The sequence below is a fragment of the Mesorhizobium sp. PL10 genome (assembly GCF_053714315.1).
Genome location: NZ_JBSKBR010000003.1, coordinates 188,648 through 210,491 on the forward strand (window position 1 = coordinate 188,648; position 21,844 = coordinate 210,491).

A 21,844-nucleotide genomic window follows, 5' to 3' on the forward strand; every position below is an offset into this window, starting at 1 on the left:
GTGACGCCGCTCAACGGTCGCTCATCGGCGCGGATCCGCCGGCTCACGACGGCACGCGCCCGCAGGCCATTCAGCCGTTCCACGGTCCCGCATAGTCGGCATAGAGCTTTGCCGGATCGGGCCGCGGCCGTTCCGGCGCCGGCCCCTGGTAGGAACCGATATGGATGAAACCGACGACGCGTTCCTGCGGCGCCAGGCCCAGCATCCCCTTGGCCTCCGGCACGTCGGAATACCAGTTGCTTATCATGTTGGTGCCATAGCCCAGCGCATTGGCCGCAATCATCAGGTTCATCGCCGCCATGCCGCCTGACAGGAACATCTCCCACTTCGGGATCTTCGGGTTTTCTTTCGGGCTGGAGACCACCCCGATCACCAGCGGCGCGCGCGAAAACCGCGCCAGTTCCTGGTTGCGGCGATTTTCCGGCAGCGGCCCCTCGCGCTGCTCGGCAAGGGCGGCCAGCTTCCTGCCGATCTCGACGCGCGCCTCGCCGCGATAAAGGATGAAGCGCCAGGGCTCCAGCCGGCCATGGTCGGGCACCCGCGTCGCGGCGGCGATCATCGTCGCGATATCGGCATCGCTTGGCGCCGGTTCCTTCAATTCAGGAATCGGTGCTGAGTTTCGGGTCAGCAGGAAGTCGATGATCGGCGACACCATGGGGGCCTAGTCTCCTAAAGCACTCGATTTTGAGCTGAAGCGCGCCGTTGCGGATCGGGGCGGCTCTGGCATCGGCGCGGACGCGCCGAACGAAAGAGCCAGGTGCCAAGGCGGATCGGACTCTTAAGCCTTGAAATTGCCACCGCCTTGGGCTTCAACGCAAGGCATGTTTGAGGGGACATTGCGCCTTTTCCTGATTTGGCTCGCTGCTGCGCTGTTGATGGTGCCGGCTTCAATGGCCATGGCGCAGAATGCCGACGGCATCTCCAATCTCAAACTCCCCGACATTTCGAGTTATGCCACGCCCAAGAACGATACGTCGCTGGCGCTCGGTGGCGGGGGCGCCATCACGCTCTCGGCCCAGCTCACCGACAAGGGCGCCGACATCACGCGCGGCATCGTCTGGCGCGTCTTCAAGCCCGAAGCCTCCAGCGACGGCAAGCTGCCGATGGTCGCTTCGGCGCATGGCGGCACCGCCGTATTCCAGCTCCAACCCGGCAGCTATCTCGTCCATGCGTCCTACGGGCGCGCCGGCGCCACCAAGCGCATCACCGTCGGCAAGGACGCCAAGCGCGAGAGCCTGGTGCTCGATGCCGGGGGCCTGAAACTAGATGCGGTGCTGTCGGGCGGCGTGCGCATTCCGTCGAAAAAGCTGCGTTTTTCCATCTATGAGGGCACTGCCGAGGCCAATGGCGACCGCGCCTTGATCATCCCCGATGTCGCGCCGAACAGCGTCGTGCGGCTCAACGCCGGCGTCTACCATGTCGTCTCCACCTATGGCGCGGTGAATGCCGTCATCCGCTCCGACATCCGCGTCGAGGCCGGAAAACTGACCGAAGCCACGGTCGAGCACCGTGCTGCGGAGATGACCATGAAGCTGGTGCGCGAAACCGGCGGCGAGGCCATCGCCGATACATCCTGGTCGCTGCTCAACGAATCCGGCGACCCGATCAAAGAGGCCGTCGGCGCCTTCGCCTCGATGGTGCTGGCCGAAGGTCAGTACACCATCATCGCCAAGAACCGCGACCGCATCTATCAGAAGGATTTCACCGTCGTCGCCGGACAGAACCAGGAGATCGAGGTCCTGGCCACAGAGGCCTCGGCCATCGATCCCGAGGAAGGCGCCGACTGACCGGCGCAAAGGTGGCGCGGTCAAACGGCGGGTTTCGGTTCAATATCGCCGGCAACCGCGCTGCCTCAGGCCGCCTTGCGTATCCGTTTTGGCAGGAAGGGCACTCGTCCGCGCTGGGCTCCCGGCGTCGAGAGGTCGAACACCGATCGGTACAGGTGGTCGAGCAGCGCCTTGCGGTCTCGCAACGGGGCAAGCTCGTCCCAACGCAGCACATCGCCGACACGCACCTCGATGGCCTTGCCCGACAGCCGCGCGAACTCGCGGACAAGCAGGGAAAGCCGCAGCGTCAACGATGCCTTGCCGATCAGCTTGGCCACGCGGTTGTCACGCTCGGCCATGTTCATCGGGCCGCTGACGAGATGGAACAGGCGGCCGTTCTGGCCGGAAAAATGCATTGGGATAACCGAGGCCTTGGCCTCTTGGACGAGCTTGGCCGGAAACATCTTCCACGGAAGGTCGATGGCGCGGCCGAAAACCTTGGGCGCCGTGGCGACACCACCGGCGGGAAAGATCACGATGGTGACCCCTTCCTTCAACAGGCGCACGGCCTCGTGCCGCACAGCCATGTTGTTCTTCAGCGCATCCTTGGTTTCCGAAAAGTCGATCGGCAGCGAATACGGTTCCATCTCGCGGATCCTGAGCAGATCCTTGTGGATCATGACGCGGAACGGACGCCCGAGCTGCTCGGCCAGCGACAAGACGGCAATGCCGTCGCCGATGCCGAACGGATGGTTGGCGACGATCACCAGCGGCGTATCAGGCAGCTTCGCCGGCGGCCACTGATCGGTGCTGCGCACCTTGACGTCGATCAGTTCCAGCATGCGGCTGAACACGCGCTCGCCGCTCGGCACCACCTGGCGGCGCCAGAAATCATAAAGCGCAGCATACCGGTCGCGGCCGGACATGCCTTCGATGGAGTGGATGAACCAGCGCGTCAGCGCCGGCTGGCTCGCATTGGCATAGGAGAGCTCGGGAAACGGTCTTTCCCGCATCTTCAGCTTGAGCATGGATGGCTCGTTACAGGTTTGGCGTGACAGGCATGTGAAAATGGCGGTGGATCGCTCCACCGCCATATCGTGCGAGATATCGACGCTCAGGCCGCGCGGCGCTTGCGGTCGGGGGACACCGCCTCATCGGCAAGCTGCTTGAGCGCATCGGCCAGCGTGAGCGATTGCTGGTCGCGGGAGCCGAGCCGGCGGATGTTGACCGTCTCTTCTTCCGCCTCGCGCTTGCCGCAGACGAGGATGACCGGAACCTTGGCCAGCGAATGCTCGCGGACCTTGTAGTTGATCTTCTCGTTGCGCAGATCGGCTTCGGCGATAAGCCCCGCCGCCTTCAGCTGCGCCACGACCTTCGTCGCGTAGTCGTCGGCGTCCGAGGTGATCGTCGCCACCACCACCTGCAGCGGCGCGAACCACAGCGGGAAATGGCCGGAATAGTGCTCGGTCAGGATGCCGAGGAAGCGCTCCATCGAGCCGCAGATGGCGCGGTGCACCATCACCGGCTGCTTCTTTTCCGAATCCGAGCCGATGTAGAAAGCGCCAAAGCGCTCCGGCAGGTTGAAGTCGACCTGCGTGGTGCCGCACTGCCATTCGCGGCCGATGGCATCCTTTAGGACATATTCGAATTTCGGCCCGTAGAAAGCGCCCTCGCCCGGATTGATCGAGGTCTGGATGCGGTTGCCCGACCGTGTCCTGATCGTGTCCAGCACGCCGCTCATGATCGCCTCGGCATGATCCCAGGCCTCGTCGGTGCCGACGCGCTTGTCCGGCCGCGTCGACAGTTTGACGCTGACGTGGTCGAAGCCGAAATCGGCATAGGTCGACAGGATCAGCTCGTTGATGCGCAGGCATTCCGAGGCCAGCTGCTCCTCGGTGCAGAAGATATGCGCATCGTCCTGCGTGAAACCGCGCACGCGCATCAGCCCGTGCAGCGCGCCGGACGGTTCGTAGCGATGCACATTGCCGAATTCCGCAAGCTTTACGGGCAGATCGCGATAGGATTTCAACCCATGCTTGAATATCTGCACATGGCCCGGACAGTTCATTGGCTTGAGCGCGAACACGCGATCGTCGTCGGTATCGTCGCCGGCCACCGTCACCTTGAACATGGCGTCGCGATACCAGCCCCAATGGCCCGACGTCTCCCACAGACTCTTGTCCAGAACCTGTGGAGCGTTGACCTCCTGGTAGCCTTGCTCGTCGAGGCGGCGGCGCATGTAGTTGACCAGGTTCTGGAACATCTTCCAGCCCTTGGCGTGCCAGAAGACGACGCCCGGTCCCTCTTCCTGGAAATGGAACAGGTCCATCTCGCGGCCGAGTTTCCTGTGGTCGCGCTTCTCGGCCTCTTCCAGCATCGTCTGGTAGGCGTCGAGCTCAGCCTGCTCGGCCCAGGCCGTACCATAGATGCGGGTCAGCATCGGGTTGTTCGAATCGCCGCGCCAATAGGCGCCGGCCACCTTCATCAGTTTGAAGGCGTTGCCGATCTGCCCGGTCGAGGCCATGTGCGGACCGCGGCAGAGGTCGAACCAGTCGCCCTGGGCGTAGATCTTGAGATCCTGGTCCTCGGGAATGGCGTCGATCAGCTCCAGCTTGTAGCGCTCGCCCTTGTCGGCAAAGACCTTTTTCGCCTTGTCGCGCGACCAGACTTCCTTGGTGAACGGCTTGTTGCGCGCGATGATCTCGCGCATTTTCTTTTCAATCACCGGGAAATCGTCCGGCGTGAACGGCTCGTTGCGGGCGAAGTCGTAGTAGAATCCGTTCTCGATCACCGGCCCGATGGTCACCTGCGTTCCCGGCCACAGTTCCTGCACGGCTTCCGCCAGCACATGCGCCGCATCATGGCGGATGAGTTCCAGCGCGCGCGGATCGGTGCGGGTGATGATCTCGACCTTGCCGGACTTGCCGAGCGGATCGGAAAGGTCGCGCACGGTGCCGTCGATAGCGTAGGCCACGGCTTTCTTGGCCAGGGACTTCGAGATCGATTCGGCAAGAGCAGCACCGGTCATCGCCGCGTCGTAGTCGCGGGCGGAGCCATCGGGAAATGTCAGGGAAACGGAATTCAGCATCAGGTATCTCCTATCCAGTCCCGCAAACGAGCGCGGGTGGTAAAATGAGCCGGAGGCGCCAATTGGACTGACGACAACAGCGGGCGGGTTTTAGAGGCAGCACGGTAAGAGGTAAAGAGCCGTCGTTGGCGCAGCCGTCAGGAAATGTCGCCACTGATGTCGCAGTCCGGTCGCGAAGGCTTGCGAATTTTCCCGGCACAGGTTGAAATCATAGAAATGGAAGACGCATTTCCCAGCCGAACCGCCCTGCGCGTCGCGCGCCTGAGGGCTCTTAACCAGATCTCACCGCAGGCAGGACTGTTTCGCGATCCCTACGCGATCGCGATTCTGGGGGAAGCGGCGCCTGCAGCGCAGGAACTTGAGCAGGAAGACGACCACGGCCGGCGCATGCGCCTGTTCGTGGCCGCACGTGCCCGCCTTGCCGAAGACTGGCTGGCGGCGGCGGTGCGCCGCGGTATCAGTCAACTGGTGGTGCTTGGCGCCGGTCTCGACACATTTGCGCTGCGCAATCCCTACCCCGACCTCGCTGTGTACGAAGTCGATCATCCGGCGACGCAGGCCTGGAAACGCAAATGCTTCGCCGAGGCCGGCCTTGCCGAGCCGCCGGCCACCACATTCGTGCCGGTCAATTTCGAGCGCCAGCGCCTGGCCGACGAACTGGCATTGGCCGGCCTGAAGCCGACCGAGCCCTGTTGCTTCATCTGGCTGGGCGTCGTGCCTTACCTGACGCAGGAAGCGATCTTCGGCACGCTGTCCTGGATTGCCGGCATTCCCGGATCGGAGGTCGTCTTCGACTACAGCGAGCCGGCAGAGAACCGCGATGCGGCGGGACAGGCAGCCCTGTCCTTCCATGCGGCGCGCGTCGCCGCTGTCGGCGAGCCGTGGATCAGCTTCTTCGTCCCCAGCGCACTGGCCAAATCTCTTCGCGAGCTTGGTTTCGATGAGATCGAGGATTTGGAAAGCAGCGATATTTTCGCCCGGTTTTCCAGGGCGCCGAAGACAGACACGAGGAATTCCAGCGGTCACATCATGCGTGCCCGTCGAAATAGCTGAAATCGCTCACCTCACCAACTGCGGCAGGTCCTTCAGGAAGGCTGCGCGCGTTGCAGGGCCTTTTGGCGTGTCGATCGGTTTGGTATCGACCACAAGCCGGGCAAAGACGATCCGGCGGCCGTCCTTTTGCGCCCAACCCACAAACCAGCCGAGCGAGCGCTTGCCGTCCTTGCCGAGCCTGGTGCTGCCTGTCTTGCCCTGGACGGTCCAGTCGCCGGCCTGGAAACTCGGCAGGATGGCGCGGGTCATCTCATGCGCCTTGGCAGAAACCGGCATTTTGTCGGAAAGCAACTGGCGCAGGAAAGCTGTCTGTTCGACCGGCGATATCTCGAGCGAGGAATTTACCCAGGATTGGGTGAGCCCGTTGTCCTTGCCGGCATCGCCCGAGACATCCGAATTGCCGTAGCCGAATTTCGAGACATAACCGGCGAATTTCTCAGCTCCGAGCCTGCGCACGATCTCGCGCGAATACCACACGATCGAGTCGCGCTCCCAGATCGTCGGGTCGACGGTTTTGTGGTCGCGCTTCACGGCCTTGAACTCGGCCTTGTAGTCCCAGCTCGGCGTATGCGCGTCGCTCAGGATGCCGCTGTCGTAACCGATCAGCGCCAGCGGCACCTTGAAGGTCGACGCCGGGCTGACGCGCTGGTCGCAGACGCCGTTCTGGTAAAGCGTCGCGCCGCTCGTCGCGTCCTGGATCAGCGTGCATTGAACATCGCCGAGCGGCGCCGATTGCGCCCGCATCGGAAACCCCAAGAACCAGGCCAGCAGGAACAGGACCGCGGCAATGATGAAGGGATGGGTTTCGATACGGCGCATACGAGCTCTCCTGGGGAATGACCATGAGGCGCTTAGCGAAGTGTCTTGGCTCGATTTTGACTCAAATGCGCAGTCTTTGTGCAGGCCGTTGTTAACCCTACCGGATCGTAAACGCGTCTGCCGTCAGGCATCCGCTTCGCCGCGCTTCCTGCCGATCTGCCAGTAACGCCACGGCATGAACCAGACATAGCGTGGGGCGAGCACCTCCGGCACGCGGTCGATACCGTGCGTCCCGAATGGCCCGCAGCGCAGCACGCGGAAAAGGCCCATCCAACTGCCGACCCAAAGGCCGTGGCGGGCGATTGCCTCATGCGCGTATTCGGAACAGGTCGGCAGATGCCGGCAGGAATTGCCGACAAAGCCCGACAGCGTCAATTGATAGAGCCGTACCAGCGATGTGCCGAGAATGCGGCCGGGTGTTCTGCGCCAGGGCCCGGGCCAGTTGCGCCCGCGCCGGACCGGCCCAGCGACATGCGCATGCCTATGCTCCTCGCCCACCACTTGCTCCGTTTCGCGTTTCCAAGCCGATAGATGTGAGCTTCGGCTGGCAAACGCAATCCCATTCACGCACTCGCCTCTTTGTCGGCCTCATGGTCGCGAGCGGCGAAACGGGTGCCGCTCGGCCGGCGTCGCCCAGCGACTGACGCTCGCCGGCCGCTGCTCACGGCACCGGTCCTGCCGTCTGTCGCCATGCCATTGAAACGTCACGATCCGCATCACATCGCCAAAGATTTCCAGAAACTGGATCATGTCCGTGTCTCCTTTGAGAGCGAATTAGACGCCCGCTGGTCTTCGCCTTCAAACGAGTATAATTTCCGCTTCGGATAACTTTGGGTTATGCGAATGAAGCGCGGGCGGCTGCCTCTGACAGCGTTGCGAAGTTTCGAGGCAGCCGGCCGGCAATTGAGCTTCAGCCGGGCTGCCGACGAGCTGTTCGTCTCGCAGGCCGCCATCAGCCGGCAGATCCGCGAGCTCGAGCAGTTCCTGCGCCGGCCCTTGTTCCACCGCCATCACCGCCGCGTCGAGCTGACCGAGGCGGGCCAGCGTCTGCTCGATAAGCTGGTCAGAAGTTTCGACGATATCGACAGGCTGCTTTCGGACCTGGTGGCGGCCCCGGCGCAGTCTGTGGTTCGCGTCAGCGTCGAGCCATCGCTGGCCTCGGTATGGCTGTTGCCGCGGCTCAACCGCTTCAGCCAGTTGCGGCCCGATATCGACGTCTCCCTCGAAGTCGACCCAAGGCCGATCGAGTTCCGCAGCGATCAGCCCGAACTTGCCCTGCGCTTCAGCGCGCGTGCCACCTCATGGCCGCGCAGTGAGGCCGAATGGCTCGCCTCGACGGTGGATTCACCGGTCCTGTCTCCGGCCTTGCTGGCGTCGGGCCCGGCGCTTGAAACGCCGCTCGACCTCGCCCGCTACACGCTGTTGCACGAGGAAAACCGTCAAGGCTGGGCGCGCTGGTTCGAAGCCGCCGGCGTGGCCGCCGACGCCATTCCGGCGCGCGGCCCGATGCTGGCGGATGTGTCGCTGTCGAAGCAGGCAGCCCTGCTCGGCCATGGCGTGGCGCTCGGCGACCTCCTGCAGGTCGGCGAGGAGATCGCGTCGGGCGCGCTGGTCAAGCCCTTCGACATTGACGTCGCCTCCGGGGCCTATTTTCTGGTTGCCAAAAGTTTGAAGAAACTGCCGGAGCCGGCCAAAGCCTTTGCCGACTGGATCCGTGGCGAATTTGCCCAAAGCAGACGACCGCCAGAAGCCACGCCGCAGGGCATGGTTATATAGGTCAGGCTGCTTCTTCGGCGCGTTTTTTCTCGATCTGGCCGATGGCATCGACGACCGCGTCGAAGGTCAGCATGGTGGAAGCATGCCGCGCCTTGTAGTCGCGCACCGGCTCCAGATATCTAAGGTCGCCAAAGCGCCCGTCAGGCGGCGCGCCGTTTTCCTTGAGCATCTTCAGCATAGTGTCGCGCACCGCCCGCAATTCTTCGGCGCTGGCGCCGATGACATGCTGAGCCATGATCGATGACGAGGCCTGGCCGAGCGCGCAGGCCTTCACGTCATGGGCGAAATCGGTAACGACGCCATCGTCCATCTTGAGATCGACGGTGACCGTCGAGCCGCACAATTTGGAATGGGCGCGTGCCGTCGCGTCGGGATGATCGAGCCGGCCGATGCGTGCGATGTTTCCGGCAAAACCCAGAATTTTCGCATTGTAGACATCGTCAATCATATTTTTCCAATCCGTCGCCGCCAAGCGAACAGCGATTGCCGCTGTGGCGTCTTTCATTCGCTCCGCATGACCATATATAATGCTGGCAGTCGGGTATCGACAAGGCAACGCAAAGCCGCCGTCCTTGCCCATTCGTTCACGCCGCTTGCGGGCTGGAAACCGGGCGAGTTTTCAACACCCGAAAGGTCGTGGTCCGTTCAACTCGTTCCTCCTGAGAGAGGAACTACGGGAGACGCCTTTATGGATGCCGTCATCAAGAAAATCATGCCCCCTTCCGACTATCTGGACAAGCCGGTCACCGACAGGCCGAGCGAAGCCGAGGTCGAGGCCGCCGTGCGCACGCTGTTGCGCTGGACCGGCGACAATCCGAACCGCGAGGGCCTGATCGATACGCCCAAGCGTGTCACCAAGGCATTCCTCGAAATGTTCAACGGCTACGACATGTGCCCGGCGGAAGAACTTGGCCGCACCTTCGAGGAAGTCGCCGGCTATGACGATCTCGTCATCGTCAGGGACATCCAGTTTCACTCGCATTGCGAGCACCACATGGTGCCGATCATCGGCAAGGCCCATGTCGGCTATCTGCCGGACGGCAAGGTCGTCGGCCTGTCCAAGATTGCCCGCGTCGTCGACATCTTTGCCCATCGCCTGCAGACCCAGGAGGCCATGACGGCGCAGATCGCCGGCGTCATCCAGGACGTGCTCAACCCGCGCGGCGTTGCCGTCATGATCGAGGCCGAGCATATGTGCATGGCCATGCGCGGCATCCGCAAGCAGGGCTCCACCACGCTGACCTCGACCTTCACCGGCGTGTTCAAGGACACGCCCGAGGAACAGGTCCGTTTCGTCACTATGGTGCGCGGCCTCGGGGTTTGATTGCCCCGCGGCATCGCTAGATAAGGACCGGCGATGTCGGCATTGCAGTTCCCCAAGGCTCCATCGGACAAGAAGGCTCTCGAAGAAGGCGCGGTGTTGTCGCCGCGCTTCGATGCCGCTGGCCTCGTCACCGTCGTCGTCACCGATGCTGAAGACGGCATGCTGTTGATGGTCGCGCATATGAATGCCGAGGCGCTGGCGCTGACGCTGGAGACCGGCATCGCCCATTACTGGTCGCGCTCGCGCAACGCGCTGTGGAAGAAGGGTGAAACCTCCGGCAATTTTCAGCGCGTCGTCGAGACGCGGATCGACTGCGACCAGGACGCCATATGGCTTCGGGTGAAAGTGTTGGGCCACGACGCAACCTGTCACACCGGCCGGCGTTCATGCTTTTATCGGACGGTGGGGTTCAACGACGGCAAGGCAATGCTTGCCGACGACGGCAGCACGCCGCTGTTCGATGCGGAAAAAACGTATCGGAAGCCTGCGTGAACCATTCAACAGTCGCAAACCACTCATATTCACTATTCTCAAACGTCCTTCGTGTAGAACGGACGCGGGACAAGGGAGATCATGATGCTCGAGTGGGCGTCATTGCGTAACAGGCCGGATATGCGGGAGGCCAATGGCCCCTCATCGTCCGGCGGCGTGCCTGACCCGCTACCTGCGGGCAAGACAGGCATTTCGCTCGCGCTGGGCGGCGGCTGCGCACGCGGCTGGGCGCATATCGGCGTGCTGCGCGCGCTCGACGAGGCCGGCATCGAGATATCGATGATCGCCGGCACCTCGATCGGCGCGCTGGTTGGCGGCTGCTATCTCTCCGGCAAGCTGGATGAGCTCGAGGAATTCGCCCGCAGCCTGACCAAGCGACGCATCTTCGGCCTGCTCGATCTCAATCTGCGCGGCAGCGGACTGTTCGGCGGCATGAAACTCGACGCACGCTTGCGCGAGCACATGGCCGGCATCCGCTTCGAAGATCTGACGAAACCCTTCGTCGCCGTTGGCGCCGAAATCCGCACCGGCCATGAGATCTGGTTGTCGAGCGGCTCGCTGATCACCGCCATGCGCGCCTCCTATGCGCTGCCCGGCGTGTTCGAGCCGGTGAATTGCAACGGCCGCGTGCTGGTCGACGGCGCGCTGGTCAACCCGGTTCCGGTTTCGGTCTGCCGCGCCTACGAGCAGCCGTTGGTCGTCGCGGTCAACCTCCACTACGATCTGTTCGGCCGCGCCGCCGTCATCAAGCACAGCGCCGGCGAACTGCTGATCGAGAAGGATGCGCCCCGGCCAGGCCAGGCCGACCCCGACCACCAGGCCCACCAGACGCGCCTCGGCATCACCGGCGTCATGGTCGAAGCCTTCAACATCATCCAGGACCGGATTTCGCGCGCAAGGCTTGCCGGCGATCCGCCTGATATGTCGCTGCAGCCGAAACTCAGCCATATCGGCCTGACCGAATTCCACCGCGCCGACGAGGCCATCAGCCTCGGCTACCAAGCGACGATGGCGCAGATCAGCGAGTTGAGGCGGCTGCAGACGGTTCTGGCTTGAACCACTTCGGCAATCTCAGGCCCTTGCCGCGTCGATGATGCGGAACTGCACCGTGCGGTTGCCGTTCCAGTAATTGCCCGACAGCGAACCGGCGACATGCACGGTCTTGCCCCGGTTCTTGAACAGGAACTCGCCGAGCGCGGTATCGACGGCGCGAAAGGCGATCGCCTGGATGCGGCCGCCGCTTTCCGACTGCAGGTCGGCGCGAATGTGGTTGGTGCCGACGGCGCGCGCGTCGGCCAGCCGGTGGCGCGGCAGCGCGAACACCGGCGCGACATGGCCGGCGCCGAACGGCCCGGCCTTTTCCAGCGCATCCAACAGCGCAAGCGTCGCCCCTTCGGCGGCGAGCGCGCCGTCTATGGCCAGGCTTTCCTCGTCCTGCAGCCGGAACACTTCGGTCGCTGCGCGCTCCTCGAAGAAGGCCCGCAGTTCACCCAGTTTCGCGCGTTCCACCGTGATGCCGGCGGCCATGCCGTGGCCGCCGCCCTTGACGATCAGCCCGGCGCCGGCGGCGTCACGCACCAGCCGTCCGAGATCGAAGCCCGACACCGAACGGCCCGAACCGGTGCCGATGCCATTGGCGTTGAAGGCGATGGCGAAGGCGGGACGGCGCGCGTGGTCCTTCAGCCGCGAGGCGATCAGGCCGACAATGCCGGGATGCCAGTGGGTACTGGCCGTGACGATGACGGCCGGGCCACTGCCGCCGGCAAGCTCGGCATCGGCTTCGGCGCGCGCCGCGGCCAGCATCTCCAGCTCCATCTGCTGGCGTTCCTGGTTGAGCCGGTCGAGCGTCTCGGCAATCGTGCCTGCCTCGACCGGATCGTCGGTGGCAAGCAGCCGGCTGCCGAGTGCGGCATCGCCGATGCGCCCGCCGGCATTGATGCGCGGGCCGATCAGATAGGCCAGATGAAAGGTGCTGATCGGCTCGCCGATGCGCGACACCCGCGCCAGCGCGGCCAGCCCCTCATTCTTCTGCTGCCGCGCCATCTGCAGTCCTTTGACCACGAAGGCGCGGTTGACGCCGATGAGCGGCACCACGTCGCAAACGGTGGCCAGCGCCGCGAGATCAAGCAGCGACAGCAGGTCCGGCTGCGCTGCGTCGGGCAATCGGCTGCGCAGTATCCTCGCCGTCTGCACCAGAGCGAGGAAGACGACACCGGCCGCGCACAGATGGCCCTGTCCCGACAGATCATCCTCGCGGTTGGGATTGACGACCGCGGTCGCTTCCGGTAGCGCACCGCCGACCTGATGGTGGTCGAGCACCACCACATCGGCGCCGGCCTCCTTGGCCGCATCGATGGAGACAGCGCTGTTGGTGCCGCAATCGACGGTGACGATCAGCGTCGCGCCGCGTAAGACCAATTCGCGCATGGCCTCCGGATTGGGACCATAGCCCTCGAAAATGCGATCTGGAATGTAAATCTCCGACGGCACCGAGAAATGCGTCAGGAAGCGTTTGAGCAGTGCCGACGAGGCGGCGCCGTCGACATCGTAGTCGCCGAAGATCGCTACCTTCTCCTTGGCGATGACCGCCTCGGCAATACGGGTCGCTGCCTTGTCCATGTCGGTCAGCGAGGCCGGGTCGGGCAACAGGTCGCGGATCGTCGGATCGAGAAAGCGCTCGGCCTGGTCGGCGGTGACGCTGCGCCCTGCCAGCACACGCGCGACAATGTCGGGCACGCCGTGACCCTGCGCGATGGCAAGCGCAATCATGTCCTGCCGTTCGCTCAACCGATGTTCCCAGGAAACACCGGTCGCCGACTGCCTGACATCAAGGAAGAGGCGTTTGTCGCCCGTCATAGGACGCGTCGTCTGCAGATTGTCATTTCCGGCAATATGCGACGGCTAAACAGGAAAGTCTCAAAACTTTTCCAGATCCTGGTGACGCGCCTTGATCTCGCGCACGGTGCGCGAAGACGAGCGCAGCACTATGGTGTGCGTGGTGATGGAATTGCTGCCGAACTGGACGCCGGCCAGCATGTTGCCGTCGGTGACGCCGGTCGCGGCAAACAGCACATCGCCGCGCGCCATGTCCTCGGCGCGATAGACCCGCTTCGGCTCGACAATGCCCATCCTGGCCGCGCGCGCCACCTTTTCCTGCGTGTCGAGGATCAGCCGGCCCTGCATCTGGCCGCCGGTGCACCGCAGTGCCGCCGCCGCCAGCACGCCTTCCGGCGCGCCGCCGATGCCGAGATAGATGTCGATGCCGGTCTCCTCCGGATCGGTGGTGTGGATGACGCCGGCGACGTCGCCGTCGCCGATCAGCCGGATAGCGGCGCCCGTCGCGCGCACCGCTTCGATGAGCTTTTCATGGCGCGGCCGGTCGAGGATGCAGGCGGTGATCTCGGCCACCGCGACACCCTTGGCCTTGGCCAGGCTGGCAATGTTTTCAGCCGGCGAGGCATCGATGTCGATGACACCTTCGGCATAGCCCGGACCGATGGCTATCTTGTCCATGTAGACATCGGGCGCGAACAACAGGCTGCCCTTTTCGGCGATGGCAATGACGGCCAGCGCATTGGGCAGGTTCTTGGCGCAGATCGTCGTGCCTTCGAGCGGATCGAGCGCGATATCGACCGCCGGACCTTTGCCGCTGCCGACCTCCTCGCCGATATAGAGCATTGGCGCCTCGTCGCGCTCGCCCTCGCCGATCACCACCGTACCCTTGATGGCCAGCCGATTGAGTTCCTGGCGCATGGCGTCGACGGCGGCCTGGTCGGCGGCTTTTTCATCGCCGCGCCCGCGCAGCCTGGCGGCCGCGACCGCGGCGCGTTCGGTGACACGCACGACTTCCATGGTGAGTATCCTGTCGAGACCGGCGACAATGTTCTGGGCCACATTCATCGGGAGAAATCCTCGTTCACAACCCGCCTGCGCTAGAGTCGGATGATTTCAGGTCTGTTCGACTTGAAATCTGAATCCGGCTCCAAATCAAAAGAGATAGAGCATGATGTCGTCCGAAAACCGCTTCACACTTTTCGGCATCATGCTCCAGGGGCGCGCTTCTTGTGTCAAAGCTCCATGACAAGGGCAAGACTGGTGTCGATACTTTTTTGAAATCGCAGCAAAATCAATCGATTAAAGTATTTAACAGCGCAAGGCCAAATCGGCCCCCGACAGCTCCGCGACCTGTTGGATCGCAAAGCGTAAGCTCCGACCAGAAGTGGCAATCGCATATGTCAAATCTTTCATCCGATATATTTATTTGTCAGGAATACAGGACACTTGATTTTTGCGGAGACCACACGGATGACCGATCGTAGACCGAAGCGTTCTCGTTTTGCGAATATATGGACGATCAGCACCGCGTCATTAATGGTTTTGGGCTGTTTGTTCGTTTATGTATATTACTTAAATTTCACGTTATTTGATTGTTCAAGTGATCGCACATCATATGAGGTCTCTGACGACGGAAAAATGACTGCAAGTTTGATAACGAGGAGCTGCGGGGCAACAACTGATTTTACGACATTTGTTTATGTACAAACAGAAAGCCCCCCGAAGGAATCAGACAATTGGGGAGACGCCGTCTACGCCATACAGGGCGACGAAAACATCCGCTTGAGATGGATCGGCCGGAAACTACAAATAGCGGCGCCAAACTCAGGGAAACGAGTGGTTCTCAAAAAAGACCGCTGGAGCGGCGTGGAGATCGTCTATGAATATTTCTAGCGCCACTTCATTGTCTTGCGCCTGAGCCTCCCCTTCGCGGCTGTTTCGGACAGAGGAGGCAGTAGCACCTAACCTGCCCGCTCGATGCGGATGACCTGCGGCTTGTCGGTCAGATGGCCGTCCTTGGTGATGCCGTCGACAGCCTTGCGCACTGCCGCTTCCGTCGTCTCGTGGGTGACCAGGATCACTGTCTTCTGCGCGTCGGTTTCCGGGCCGGCCGCGTGCTGGACGATCGACTCCAGCGAAATGTCGTTGTCGGCCATGCGCTTGGCGATCGCGGCAAAGACGCCGATGCGGTCATGCACTGTGAGCCGGATGAAATAGCCACCGGCATGGCTGCGCATCTGAGCCTTCTTGTAGGGGCGCAATTCCCTGGCCGGCAGGCCGAAAACCGGACCGTGCTGGAAGCCCGGCCGGCTCTTGGCGATGTCGGCGATGTCGCCGACCACCGCCGAGGCGGTGGCGTTGCCGCCGGCGCCGGGGCCGGAGAGCAGAAGCTCGCCCAAAATGTCGGTTTCGATCGCCACCGCATTGGTCACGCCATGCACCTGCGCGATAACCGAAGCGGTCGGTACCATGGTCGGGTGCACGCGCTGCTCGATGCCGCTGTCGGTGCGCTGGGCAACGCCGAGCAGTTTTATCCGGTAGCCGAGGTCGCCGGCGGCACGGATGTCGGCCTGGCTGATGTTGGAAATGCCTTCCATGTAGATGTCGTTGGCGGCAATTTTGGTGCCGAAGGCCAGGCTGGTCAGGATCGACAGCTTGTGCGCGGTGTCATGGCCCTCGATGTCGAAGGTCGGGTCAGCCTCGGCATAGCCCAGCCGCTGCGCGTCCTTCAGGCACTCGTCGAAGGAAATGCCCTCGGCTTCCATGCGGGTCAGGATGTAGTTGCAGGTGCCGTTCAAGATGCCGAAGACGCGGGTGACCGAATTACCGGCCATCGCCTCGCGCATCGTCTTGATGACCGGAATGCCGCCGGCCACCGCCGCTTCGTAGTTGAGCAGCACGCCCTTCTTCTCGGCGATTTCGGCGAGCGCCACGCCATGCTTGGCCAGCAGCGCCTTGTTGGCGGTGACGACATGGCGCCCGGCCTCAAGTGCTGCCTTGACCGACGAGCGCGCCGCCCCTTCGTCGCCGCCGATCAGTTCGACGAAAACGTCGATATCGGCGGTCTGCGCCATCTTGACCGGATCGTCGAACCATTTGGCGGCCCCGAGATCGACGCCGCGATCGCGCTTGGGGTCGCGGGCCGAAACGGCGGTGACGACAACATCGCGGCCACATTGCCGGGTCAGTTCGGCCGCCTTGTCGCGCAGCACGCGCACGACCGACGCGCCGACGGTGCCGAGACCCGCAATTCCAACACGCAACGCTTCAGCCATGTCCGGAGACGCCCCTCAAACTCTGCTCAAATAAGATGTGCGACGAAATTAGCGATGCGCGGCGAGCGGCACCACATTGTTCGGCTGCTTGGCGCTGGACGCCAGGAACCGCTTGATGTTGCGCGCCGCCTGCCGGATCCGGTGCTCGTTTTCGACCAATGCGATGCGCACATGATCGTCGCCATGCTCGCCAAAGCCGATGCCCGGCGCCACCGCCACGTCGGCGTGCTCGATCAGGAGCTTGGAAAACTCAAGCGAGCCGAGATGCTTGAACGGCTCGGGGATCGGCGCCCAGGCAAACATCGAGGCCGCTGGTGCGGGAATGGTCCAGCCGGCGCGACTGAAGGCGTCGACCATGACGTCGCGGCGCTTCAGATAGACCTCGCGCACTTCGGCGATGTCGGCGCCATCGCCATTCAGCGCATGAGCCGCCGCGACCTGAATTGGCGTGAAGGCGCCGTAGTCGAGATAAGACTTCACCCGGGTCAGCGCCGAGATCAGCCGCTCATTGCCGACGGCAAAGCCCATGCGCCAGCCCGGCATGGAGAAGGTCTTCGACATTGAGGTGAACTCGACGCAGACATCGATGGCGCCCGGCACCTGCAGCACCGAAGGCGGCGGATTGCCGTCGAAATAGATCTCCGAATACGCAAGATCCGACAGGATGATGATGTCGTTCTTCTTGGCGAAGGCAACGACGTCCTTGTAGAAATCGAGCGATGCGAGCAGCGCCGTCGGGTTCGACGGATAGTTGAGGATCAGCGCCAGCGGCTTCGGGATCGAGTGACGGACACCGCGCTCGAGCGCCGGAATGAAGCCGTCATCGGGCTCGACCTGCAGCGAGCGGATGACGCCGCCGGACATGATGAAGCCGAAAGCATGGATCGGATAGGTCGGGTTCGGGCACAGGATCACGTCGCCGGGCGCGGTGATCGCCTGCGCCATGTTGGCGAAGCCTTCCTTCGAGCCGAGCGTGGCCACCACTTGCGTATCGGGATTGAGCTTCACCCCGAAGCGGCGCTGGTAATAGGCTGCCTGGGCGCGGCGCAGACCGGGAATGCCGCGCGAGGAGGAATAGCGATGCGTGCGCGGATCGCGCACCACTTCGCACAATTTGTCGACGATCGCCTTCGGCGTCGGAAGGTCCGGATTGCCCATGCCAAGGTCGATAATGTCGGCGCCGCGCGAACGGGCACTGGCCTTCAGCCGGTTGACCTGCTCGAACACGTAAGGCGGAAGCCGGCGGACCTTGTGAAATTCTTCCATGTCAGTTCCAGACGATTAGAATTGGCTTTGGCAGAGTTGGCTTGGCTAAGCGGACCTTGGAAAAGGCGGCTTTCGGCGCGCCATATAGCTCTATTTGCAGGTAGGGTCGAGGGCGGGGTCGCATTTGGCTTCGATCTGCTTCAGCGTGTCCTTGCCATGGTTCTTCGCCAGCGAGTTCAGGGCCGCCGGGCTGGTGGACGGGACACCGCCGCCGCCCTTGGCCGCTTGCCCCTGCTGTTCGCCCTTTAACTGGGCAAGCTTGGCCTGGGTCTCCTCAGGGGTGAGCTGCTTTGCCGCCACCTGCGGTGGGATGTTGAGATTGGGATAGGAGCCGGTGTCCTGGGCGCCCTGGGTCAGGCCGACATTCATCCCATTGCCGGTGTTGGCGCTCGTGCAACCGCCTGCTGCCATCAGGCCCGGCGCGAGACAGGCGATCGCAACAGCGATGCGGCAAGAGCGGCCTGCCCCCGAATAAATGGTCTTGCCGGTGTTAATCGTCATATTGTTTTCCTGGCAGCCGGGGTACAGCACATTGGACCCGGTCAGATGTCCCATGATAATATGTCAAGAAAACGCCTCGGGAGGAACCCCGCGAGCCATGTCCCAAGCACCTGATTCGAGCAAAGCGGAAGATGATCAATCTTCGACCGTCGAGCAATATCTGGTGAAAGACCCGGAACGCTTCGCGTTGAACATGGCACGCATGGTCGAGCAGGCCGGCAAGGCGGCCTCCGCCTGGGCCGAGCCGCGCGAAAAGGGTGAGGTGCGCGATCACGTCGCCGAGCCCGTGGTCGACATGGTCAAAACCTTTTCCAAGCTCTCGGAATACTGGCTTGCCGACCCGCAGCGCGCGCTGGAAGCGCAGACTCGGCTGTTCGCCGGCTACATGACCGTCTGGGGCAACGCCATCCAGAAGGTCAGTCCGAACGCCGAGGCTACCGACGATGCGGTCAAGCCCGAGCGCGGCGACAAGCGCTTCCAGGACCCTGAATGGGGCCGCAACGCTTTCTTCGATTTCCTTAAACAGGCCTATCTCGTCACCTCGCGCTGGGCATCCGACCTGGTCGAGCACGCGGAAGGGCTCGACGAGCACACCCGCCACAAGGCCAGCTTCTACGTCAAGCAGGTGTCCAACGCCATCTCGCCGTCGAACTTCATCCTGACCAATCCGGAGCTGTTTCGCGAAACCGTCGCCTCCAATGGCGAAAACCTGGTACGCGGCATGAAGATGCTGGCCGAGGACATCGCCGCCGGCAAGGGCGACCTGAAGCTGAGGCAGGCCGACTATTCGCCCTTCGAGATCGGCAAGAATGTCGCGACATCACCCGGCAAGGTGGTCGGGCGCAGCGATGTCGCCGAGATCATCCAGTACGATCCGACGACCGAAACGGTGCTCAAGCGCCCGCTGCTGATCTGCCCGCCCTGGATCAACAAATACTACATCCTCGATCTCAACCCGCAGAAATCCTTCATCCGCTGGGCTATCGAGCAGGGCCACACCGTCTTCGTCATTTCCTGGATCAACCCCGACGAGCGCCACGGCGCCAAGGGCTGGGAGGCCTATATAAGGGAGGGTCTGCAATACGGCCTCGACATGGTCGAGAAGGCCACCGGCGAGAAGGACGTCAACGCCATCGGCTATTGCGTCGGTGGCACGCTTTTGGCGGCAGCCCTCGCGCTCCTGGCGCAGGAAGGCGACACCCGCATCAAATCCGCGACCTTCTTCACCACGCAGGTCGACTTCACCCATGCCGGCGACCTCAAAGTGTTCGTCGACGAGGACCAGGTTGCGGCTGTCGAGAAATCGATGAACGAGAAGGGCTACCTCGACGGCACAAAGATGGCGACCGCCTTCAACATGCTGCGCTCGGGCGACCTGATCTGGCCGTATGTCATCAACAACTACATGCGAGGCAAGGATCCCCTGCCCTTCGACCTGCTCTACTGGAACGCCGATTCCACCCGCATGGCGGCCGCCAACCATTCCTTCTATCTTCGCAACTGCTATCTCGAGAACAACCTCACACGAGGCGTGATGGAGCTCGCCGGCCGTACCGTGTCGCTGGCCGATGTGACCATCCCGGTCTACAACCTTGCGTCGAAGGAAGATCACATCGCGCCGGCGCTGTCGGTGTTCCTCGGTTCGCAATATTTCGGCGGCGACGTCGAGTATGTGATGGCGGGCTCCGGCCACATTGCCGGTGTCGTCAACCCGCCGGCGGCCAAGAAGTACCAGTACTGGACCGGCGGCAAGCCAATGGGCGATTTTGGCCAGTGGTTCGCTAATGCGGTGGAGCATCCCGGCTCCTGGTGGACGCACTGGCAGCACTGGATCGAGACCCAGGACGACACCCTCGTTCCGGCCCGTAAACCGGGCAAGCATATGAAAACCCTGGGTGATGCCCCCGGCACCTATGTGAAGGTGCGTGTGTAACGGCGGCACCTGTTTGAAGGTGCCTGTGTGTAACGCAATGTAATGTCTGGTGAGTTGACGGGCCGCCAAAACGGGGCGAAATGGTGTCGTCAACCATCAAGACGCCTCAATTCGCCTCCAAGGAGCGATTAATTCAGAGGCTTGCAGAATTGACACAAGTCTCGTTCCGGTTTGGGAACACAAGGGTATTGGACGTGAACGTTTCGACGCCGCACCAATAGCCGGCAGACCGGACATCGAGGGGGAATTTAGTTTTGAAATCAGTAGGATCGCGCCTCGCGGGGAGAGAGGGTCGCACTATAGCGGCAGCACTTTTCTCCGTGCTTCTGGCGTCCTGCACCTCCGCCGGCGACCCGACAATGTCCGTCGGCATGCCCGGCTACAACTCCACTGCTTCCGACATCGCGGCGGCTTCCGCCACCAGCCCTGCAGCTCCAGGCGATTCGACCGTGCAGGTCACATCGACTGCGCAGGTCACATCGGCAGGGCCGCAGATGATGATGACGGCCGCGGGCGATGCTACGCTGCCCGAGCAGGTCGCCTATGTGCCGATAGCCAAGCCCGGCACCAGCTTCCCGGTCAACGTTCCCTCCAGTGCCGAATCCATCGTCGGCCAGACGCCGCAGGCGCTGCAACAGCCGGCGCAGACCGCGGCCGCAACGGACGGCGTGGCGCAGAAGATTGCGGCCGCCGATGCCGGCGTGACCGCACCGAAACCGGCGGCCGCAGCCCCTGCGACCAACGAGGTCTACGTGACGGCCGCCGCACCCCAGCAGGTCGACGCGCCGAAGAAGGGTTTCCTCGCTTCGCTGTTCAGCACGGCACCAGCCTCGGCTGCACCCGCTCCGTTGATCAGTTCCCGCTCGGGCGAACAGCCGGCGGTTGCTGCGCAGCCCAAGGCAGCGCCGGCAAAACCGATCGTCACGCTGGCTTCGGCCAGTTCGGCCGACAAGCCGGTGCAGCTCGCTTCGCTCGGCGACGACAGCAGCAACCACATCACCGGCAGCGATGCGCTGCCCGGCGTGCGCCAGACGGCACTGTTCGAGATCAAGCGCAAATCCGGCATCGATGACGAAAGCGACGTCGATTTGAACGAGGACGAGGGCTCGGGCGGCGCCTATCAGGTGGCCTCCGCCGCCGGCCTCGCCCGGTTGGCGCCCAACGGCCTCCTGAAGCAGAACGAAAGCGTCGACGTCGCCTGCCTGAAGCCGTCGCTGGTGCGCGTGCTGAAGACCATCGAGGGCCACTACGGCCGCAAGATGATGGTCACCTCCGGCTACCGCGATCCCGCCCGCAACCGCCGCGCCAACGGCGCCAAAAATTCGCTGCACATGTATTGCGCCGCCGCTGACATCCAGGTGCCGGGCGTCTCGAAGTGGGAGCTGGCGAGCTACATCAGGACCATGCCCGGCCGTGGCGGCGTCGGCACCTACTGCCACACCGAATCCGTCCACGTCGATGTCGGCCCCGAGCGCGACTGGAACTGGCGCTGCCGCCGGCGGGGGTAACACGCGTTCATACGGGCCGATAGCCCGCCGTTTCTTCCGTAGCAACCAGCACCATTCGAGATTGGCGGAAGCCTCCGCGACTTCGTCGGGTCTGCGCCGCCTCGCTTCGCTCCTTGCTCCGCCCGTGGATGACGACTGCGATGGGCGTTCCGGCCAATCTTCGATGCATGCGACTACGCCAGACCAGAAAGCCACGCTGGCTCACCGA

The 21,844-nt window shown here is 63.0% G+C and carries 21 protein-coding genes; 9 read left to right on the forward strand and 12 right to left on the reverse strand.

The window, feature by feature from the left end:
- Positions 1 to 70 precede the first annotated feature (70 nt).
- On the reverse strand, positions 71 to 655 hold the full coding sequence (locus ACWGTO_RS07070; RefSeq protein WP_454574154.1) for a nitroreductase family protein: 585 nt from the start codon (positions 653 to 655) through the stop codon (positions 71 to 73).
- Between the two features lie 166 nt (positions 656 to 821).
- On the opposite strand from ACWGTO_RS07070, the gene ACWGTO_RS07075 reads away from it, so the two are divergent.
- The gene (locus ACWGTO_RS07075; RefSeq protein WP_454574155.1) at positions 822 to 1,787 is read left to right on the forward strand and encodes a hypothetical protein; all 966 of its coding nucleotides are present in this window, start codon (positions 822 to 824) and stop codon (positions 1,785 to 1,787) included.
- 65 nt (positions 1,788 to 1,852) lie between these two features.
- On the opposite strand, the gene ACWGTO_RS07080 is transcribed toward ACWGTO_RS07075, so the two are convergent.
- Together ACWGTO_RS07080 and thrS are read right to left on the reverse strand one after the other, a co-directional pair.
- Positions 1,853 to 2,794 carry a lysophospholipid acyltransferase family protein gene (locus ACWGTO_RS07080; protein ID WP_454574156.1) on the reverse strand — a complete coding sequence of 314 codons (942 nt, stop codon included), beginning with the start codon at positions 2,792 to 2,794 and terminating at the stop codon, positions 1,853 to 1,855.
- Positions 2,795 to 2,880: 86 nt separating this feature from the next.
- Positions 2,881 to 4,854 (reverse strand): threonine--tRNA ligase, encoded by a 1,974-nt coding sequence (thrS, locus tag ACWGTO_RS07085; protein ID WP_454574157.1) that lies wholly within the window; start codon positions 4,852 to 4,854, stop codon positions 2,881 to 2,883.
- A gap of 156 nt (positions 4,855 to 5,010) precedes the next feature.
- Here thrS and ACWGTO_RS07090 point away from each other — a divergent pair, with 156 nt between their 5' ends.
- A complete protein-coding gene (locus ACWGTO_RS07090; RefSeq protein ID WP_454574158.1) occupies positions 5,011 to 5,907 on the forward strand; it encodes an SAM-dependent methyltransferase in 897 nt (298 codons plus the stop codon).
- Between the two features lie 6 nt (positions 5,908 to 5,913).
- Here the strand turns inward: ACWGTO_RS07090 and blaOXA are convergent, their stop codons facing one another.
- From blaOXA to ACWGTO_RS07105, 3 genes are all read right to left on the reverse strand, one after another.
- Complete coding sequence (blaOXA, locus tag ACWGTO_RS07095) at positions 5,914 to 6,726, reverse strand: class D beta-lactamase (protein WP_454574159.1); 813 nt, start codon at positions 6,724 to 6,726, stop codon at positions 5,914 to 5,916.
- Between the two features lie 123 nt (positions 6,727 to 6,849).
- Complete coding sequence (yidD, locus tag ACWGTO_RS07100; protein WP_454574160.1) at positions 6,850 to 7,224, reverse strand: membrane protein insertion efficiency factor YidD; 375 nt, start codon at positions 7,222 to 7,224, stop codon at positions 6,850 to 6,852.
- Positions 7,225 to 7,314: 90 nt separating this feature from the next.
- Positions 7,315 to 7,476, reverse strand: a complete 162-nt coding sequence (locus ACWGTO_RS07105) for a hypothetical protein (RefSeq protein ID WP_454574161.1) — start codon at positions 7,474 to 7,476, stop codon at positions 7,315 to 7,317.
- A 93-nt stretch (positions 7,477 to 7,569) separates the two neighbouring features.
- On the opposite strand from ACWGTO_RS07105, the gene ACWGTO_RS07110 reads away from it, so the two are divergent.
- Positions 7,570 to 8,502 carry a LysR substrate-binding domain-containing protein gene (locus ACWGTO_RS07110; protein ID WP_454574162.1) on the forward strand — a complete coding sequence of 311 codons (933 nt, stop codon included), beginning with the start codon at positions 7,570 to 7,572 and terminating at the stop codon, positions 8,500 to 8,502.
- A gap of 1 nt (position 8,503) precedes the next feature.
- On the opposite strand, the gene ACWGTO_RS07115 is transcribed toward ACWGTO_RS07110, so the two are convergent.
- Positions 8,504 to 8,950, reverse strand: a complete 447-nt coding sequence (locus ACWGTO_RS07115) for an iron-sulfur cluster assembly scaffold protein (RefSeq protein WP_454574163.1) — start codon at positions 8,948 to 8,950, stop codon at positions 8,504 to 8,506.
- Between the two features lie 240 nt (positions 8,951 to 9,190).
- On the opposite strand from ACWGTO_RS07115, the gene folE reads away from it, so the two are divergent.
- From folE to ACWGTO_RS07130, 3 genes are all read left to right on the forward strand, one after another.
- A complete protein-coding gene (folE, locus tag ACWGTO_RS07120) occupies positions 9,191 to 9,826 on the forward strand; it encodes a GTP cyclohydrolase I FolE (protein ID WP_454574164.1) in 636 nt (211 codons plus the stop codon).
- A gap of 33 nt (positions 9,827 to 9,859) precedes the next feature.
- A complete protein-coding gene (gene hisI / locus ACWGTO_RS07125) occupies positions 9,860 to 10,318 on the forward strand; it encodes a phosphoribosyl-AMP cyclohydrolase (protein WP_454574165.1) in 459 nt (152 codons plus the stop codon).
- Positions 10,319 to 10,402: 84 nt separating this feature from the next.
- The gene (locus ACWGTO_RS07130; RefSeq protein ID WP_454574166.1) at positions 10,403 to 11,374 is read left to right on the forward strand and encodes a patatin family protein; all 972 of its coding nucleotides are present in this window, start codon (positions 10,403 to 10,405) and stop codon (positions 11,372 to 11,374) included.
- Between the two features lie 15 nt (positions 11,375 to 11,389).
- Here the strand turns inward: ACWGTO_RS07130 and recJ are convergent, their stop codons facing one another.
- Both recJ and glpX read right to left on the reverse strand, forming a co-directional pair.
- The gene (recJ, locus tag ACWGTO_RS07135) at positions 11,390 to 13,174 is read right to left on the reverse strand and encodes a single-stranded-DNA-specific exonuclease RecJ (RefSeq protein ID WP_454574167.1); all 1,785 of its coding nucleotides are present in this window, start codon (positions 13,172 to 13,174) and stop codon (positions 11,390 to 11,392) included.
- A gap of 60 nt (positions 13,175 to 13,234) precedes the next feature.
- The gene (glpX, locus tag ACWGTO_RS07140) at positions 13,235 to 14,218 is read right to left on the reverse strand and encodes a class II fructose-bisphosphatase (RefSeq protein WP_454574168.1); all 984 of its coding nucleotides are present in this window, start codon (positions 14,216 to 14,218) and stop codon (positions 13,235 to 13,237) included.
- Positions 14,219 to 14,623: 405 nt separating this feature from the next.
- Between glpX and ACWGTO_RS07145 the strand changes: the two genes are divergently transcribed.
- Positions 14,624 to 15,046: a hypothetical protein gene (locus ACWGTO_RS07145; RefSeq protein WP_454574169.1), complete on the forward strand. Its 423-nt coding sequence runs from the start codon at positions 14,624 to 14,626 to the stop codon at positions 15,044 to 15,046.
- A gap of 68 nt (positions 15,047 to 15,114) precedes the next feature.
- On the opposite strand, the gene ACWGTO_RS07150 is transcribed toward ACWGTO_RS07145, so the two are convergent.
- The 3 genes from ACWGTO_RS07150 to ACWGTO_RS07160 all read right to left on the reverse strand — a co-directional run bounded on the left by ACWGTO_RS07150 (position 15,115) and on the right by ACWGTO_RS07160 (position 18,249).
- The gene (locus ACWGTO_RS07150) at positions 15,115 to 16,428 is read right to left on the reverse strand and encodes a homoserine dehydrogenase (RefSeq protein WP_454574170.1); all 1,314 of its coding nucleotides are present in this window, start codon (positions 16,426 to 16,428) and stop codon (positions 15,115 to 15,117) included.
- A 48-nt stretch (positions 16,429 to 16,476) separates the two neighbouring features.
- Positions 16,477 to 17,694 carry an LL-diaminopimelate aminotransferase gene (locus ACWGTO_RS07155; RefSeq protein WP_454574171.1) on the reverse strand — a complete coding sequence of 406 codons (1,218 nt, stop codon included), beginning with the start codon at positions 17,692 to 17,694 and terminating at the stop codon, positions 16,477 to 16,479.
- Positions 17,695 to 17,784: 90 nt separating this feature from the next.
- Complete coding sequence (locus tag ACWGTO_RS07160; RefSeq protein WP_454574172.1) at positions 17,785 to 18,249, reverse strand: hypothetical protein; 465 nt, start codon at positions 18,247 to 18,249, stop codon at positions 17,785 to 17,787.
- 43 nt (positions 18,250 to 18,292) lie between these two features.
- Between ACWGTO_RS07160 and phaC the strand changes: the two genes are divergently transcribed.
- Both phaC and ACWGTO_RS07170 read left to right on the forward strand, forming a co-directional pair.
- Positions 18,293 to 20,128, forward strand: a complete 1,836-nt coding sequence (phaC, locus tag ACWGTO_RS07165; RefSeq protein ID WP_454574173.1) for a class I poly(R)-hydroxyalkanoic acid synthase — start codon at positions 18,293 to 18,295, stop codon at positions 20,126 to 20,128.
- 359 nt (positions 20,129 to 20,487) lie between these two features.
- Positions 20,488 to 21,636: a YcbK family protein gene (locus tag ACWGTO_RS07170; RefSeq protein ID WP_454574174.1), complete on the forward strand. Its 1,149-nt coding sequence runs from the start codon at positions 20,488 to 20,490 to the stop codon at positions 21,634 to 21,636.
- Positions 21,637 to 21,844 lie beyond the last annotated feature (208 nt).

Coding starts and splice junctions, on each gene's coding strand:
- ACWGTO_RS07105 (WP_454574161.1), bottom strand. CDS start 7,476: ATGATCCAGTTTCTGGAAATCTTTGGCGATGTGATGCGGATCGTGACG.
- phaC (WP_454574173.1), top strand. CDS start 18,293: ATGTCCCAAGCACCTGATTCGAGCAAAGCGGAAGATGATCAATCTTCG.
- ACWGTO_RS07115 (WP_454574163.1), bottom strand. CDS start 8,950: ATGATTGACGATGTCTACAATGCGAAAATTCTGGGTTTTGCCGGAAAC.
- ACWGTO_RS07170 (WP_454574174.1), top strand. CDS start 20,488: ATGTCCGTCGGCATGCCCGGCTACAACTCCACTGCTTCCGACATCGCG.
- ACWGTO_RS07155 (WP_454574171.1), bottom strand. CDS start 17,694: ATGGAAGAATTTCACAAGGTCCGCCGGCTTCCGCCTTACGTGTTCGAG.
- recJ (WP_454574167.1), bottom strand. CDS start 13,174: ATGACGGGCGACAAACGCCTCTTCCTTGATGTCAGGCAGTCGGCGACC.
- ACWGTO_RS07130 (WP_454574166.1), top strand. CDS start 10,403: ATGCTCGAGTGGGCGTCATTGCGTAACAGGCCGGATATGCGGGAGGCC.
- folE (WP_454574164.1), top strand. CDS start 9,191: ATGGATGCCGTCATCAAGAAAATCATGCCCCCTTCCGACTATCTGGAC.
- ACWGTO_RS07150 (WP_454574170.1), bottom strand. CDS start 16,428: ATGGCTGAAGCGTTGCGTGTTGGAATTGCGGGTCTCGGCACCGTCGGC.
- ACWGTO_RS07080 (WP_454574156.1), bottom strand. CDS start 2,794: ATGCTCAAGCTGAAGATGCGGGAAAGACCGTTTCCCGAGCTCTCCTAT.
- thrS (WP_454574157.1), bottom strand. CDS start 4,854: ATGCTGAATTCCGTTTCCCTGACATTTCCCGATGGCTCCGCCCGCGAC.
- blaOXA (WP_454574159.1), bottom strand. CDS start 6,726: ATGCGCCGTATCGAAACCCATCCCTTCATCATTGCCGCGGTCCTGTTC.
- ACWGTO_RS07090 (WP_454574158.1), top strand. CDS start 5,011: ATGTCGCAGTCCGGTCGCGAAGGCTTGCGAATTTTCCCGGCACAGGTT.
- ACWGTO_RS07145 (WP_454574169.1), top strand. CDS start 14,624: ATGACCGATCGTAGACCGAAGCGTTCTCGTTTTGCGAATATATGGACG.
- ACWGTO_RS07160 (WP_454574172.1), bottom strand. CDS start 18,249: ATGGGACATCTGACCGGGTCCAATGTGCTGTACCCCGGCTGCCAGGAA.
- ACWGTO_RS07070 (WP_454574154.1), bottom strand. CDS start 655: ATGGTGTCGCCGATCATCGACTTCCTGCTGACCCGAAACTCAGCACCG.
- ACWGTO_RS07110 (WP_454574162.1), top strand. CDS start 7,570: ATGAAGCGCGGGCGGCTGCCTCTGACAGCGTTGCGAAGTTTCGAGGCA.
- glpX (WP_454574168.1), bottom strand. CDS start 14,218: ATGAATGTGGCCCAGAACATTGTCGCCGGTCTCGACAGGATACTCACC.
- ACWGTO_RS07075 (WP_454574155.1), top strand. CDS start 822: ATGTTTGAGGGGACATTGCGCCTTTTCCTGATTTGGCTCGCTGCTGCG.
- hisI (WP_454574165.1), top strand. CDS start 9,860: ATGTCGGCATTGCAGTTCCCCAAGGCTCCATCGGACAAGAAGGCTCTC.